The organism is Kitasatospora sp. NPDC059088 (genome assembly GCF_042738155.1).
Classification (GTDB): Bacteria; Actinomycetota; Actinomycetes; order Streptomycetales; family Streptomycetaceae; genus Kitasatospora.
The window spans coordinates 2,189-3,987 of the sequence record NZ_JBHYGR010000209.1 but is presented as its reverse complement, the minus strand read 5'-3'; the positions used below and the strand labels follow the sequence as shown (position 1 = coordinate 3,987).

Annotated in this window: 3 protein-coding genes; all 3 read right to left on the bottom strand. The window is 73.4% G+C overall.

Annotation, left to right across the window (positions count from 1 at the left end; all coding sequences use genetic code 11):
- Window positions 1–134 precede the first annotated feature (134 nt).
- Window positions 135–617: a hypothetical protein gene (locus ACFWXO_RS43250; protein WP_380532194.1), complete on the bottom strand. Its 483-nt coding sequence runs from the start codon at window positions 615–617 to the stop codon at window positions 135–137.
- Between the two features lie 132 nt (window positions 618–749).
- The gene (locus ACFWXO_RS43245) at window positions 750–1,121 is read right to left on the bottom strand and encodes a hypothetical protein (protein WP_380532191.1); all 372 of its coding nucleotides are present in this window, start codon (window positions 1,119–1,121) and stop codon (window positions 750–752) included.
- A gap of 160 nt (window positions 1,122–1,281) precedes the next feature.
- A complete protein-coding gene (locus ACFWXO_RS43240; protein ID WP_380532189.1) occupies window positions 1,282–1,650 on the bottom strand; it encodes a hypothetical protein in 369 nt (122 codons plus the stop codon).
- Window positions 1,651–1,799 lie beyond the last annotated feature (149 nt).

The following is a 1,799-nucleotide window of genomic DNA, read 5'->3' as shown; positions in this document are numbered from 1 at the left end:
CGTGGGGGTGGGGGGGGGGGGGGGGGGGGGGGTGGGGGTGGGGGGGGGGTGGGGGGGGGGGGGGGGGGTGGGGGGGGGGGGGGGGGGGGGGGGGGGGGGGGGGGGGGGGGGCCGCGCCGCCCCCCGGCGGCACCTCAGTAGCTCTCTTCCTCGCTGGTCGCGAACGCTCCCACCGTCTCGCCCCGCTTGATGACGTGCTGGAAGCAGCGCACCGCCGCCCGCCGACCGCGCACCCCGGCCCGTCGGTAGTACATGCCATCCCAACCGCACCGGCCCGACCCGACCACCTTGTAGGTGCCGTTCTTGGCCGCGTACAGGCCCCACCGGAGGCCGGCCTCGACCTCGGCCACGAATCCGGTGGTCCAGAGCTCGCCCAGCTCGCGCTCCGGCGCGAACGCGCCCGCCTCGTGCTGCGCCCGGCGGATCCCGTCGCGTCGGTTCGGCACCTTGGCCCATTCCGCGTTGGTGGACCGGCCGTGCCGCTTGAGGTCGAAGGACTCCCACCCGCCGTCGAATCGGGCGACCAGGGTTTCGGTTCCGGCCGGGCGCTGGAGGCCTCGGGGCGCCTTGCGGCCGGCGGCGCGGGACGCGGAGCGGATCTTCATGGCCTTGATCATTGGGTTCTCCGTCTGGCTGGTGGTGGATCGAGTGGCCGGGTGGGGCGCCAACCCCTCCCGACAAAAAGAACTATACCACATCGCGATGCCGATTGGGGGTGTGGTGTGAGCCACACCCCCAAGTCGTGCCGCCTACCGCCCCCCGCCCGGAATGATCAGCACCGGCTCGGCTGCGGCGTACGACTCGCACTCGTCGGCGTCTCCCTCCGCGTCCGGGGCGCTGAGCACAACGGCAAGGGGACCGTGCGGGCTCGGGTACCCCTCGCAGCACCCGCAGCCGGGCTTGTACGGGCGCGGGACGGCCCGAAACGGCTGCTGATAGCCCATCCGCCACAAAGGCCGGCTGACGGCCGTCCTGGTGACCGGGGCGTAGCCGATGACAAGATCACCGGCCGCAACCTCGCTCGCTCGCGCGACCCGCACCGCCGCCGGTTCGCCCACCATCCGCTCCCGCTCCGGGACGGTCACGACCACCGGGAAGAACTCGACCTGCTCTCCTGGCATGGATGCCTCTCCTTGTGCTGCTGGCGTGCTGCGCGTGGGGCGCAGCACTCTTGAACTGGGGGGCGGAGGCCTACGGCCTGGATGGCGGCCCTGACGGACCGCCTGGCGCGCCCCCGGCGGCTGGGTTGCAGCAGCCGGGGGCGGCCCGCTGCGCGGGCCTCTACGCATCCACCGAGCGGTGCACCGGGGCCACCGGGTGCCAGCCACGGAACGTCACGACGTGGCTCGCGAATCCGGCGTCCCAAAGTTCCTCGTCCGTGAGCTCCTGGAGCCTCGCCACGTAGTGGCGGTGTCGGCGCGTCACCTCGTGGATCGCCATGTCCACCGCCTGACCGGCGGTGCGCGCCACCTGGTAGGACATGATCGGCCCGTACAGCGGGTCTTCCGGCGTATCGAGGACGACCGTCCACCGGGGGCCGATGACGACACCTCGGTATGCCCACCACACGATCTGGGCATCGGTCGTGGCCTCGTACCGGCGGCGAAGACGCTGGGCGGCGGACCGGAGGGCGGTACGGATCTTGAACACTGCTGGTCCTCTCAAGGGCAGAGCGGGCGGGCTGTGGTGGCCGGGTGGGGCGGCATCGCCGCCCCCCCCGGGCGCCGGTCACGCCGCGAGCCTCAGGCGGCGGGCCGCGCGGGTCGTATCGCGACGCGGGGTGTTGGCGGTGAGCAGCA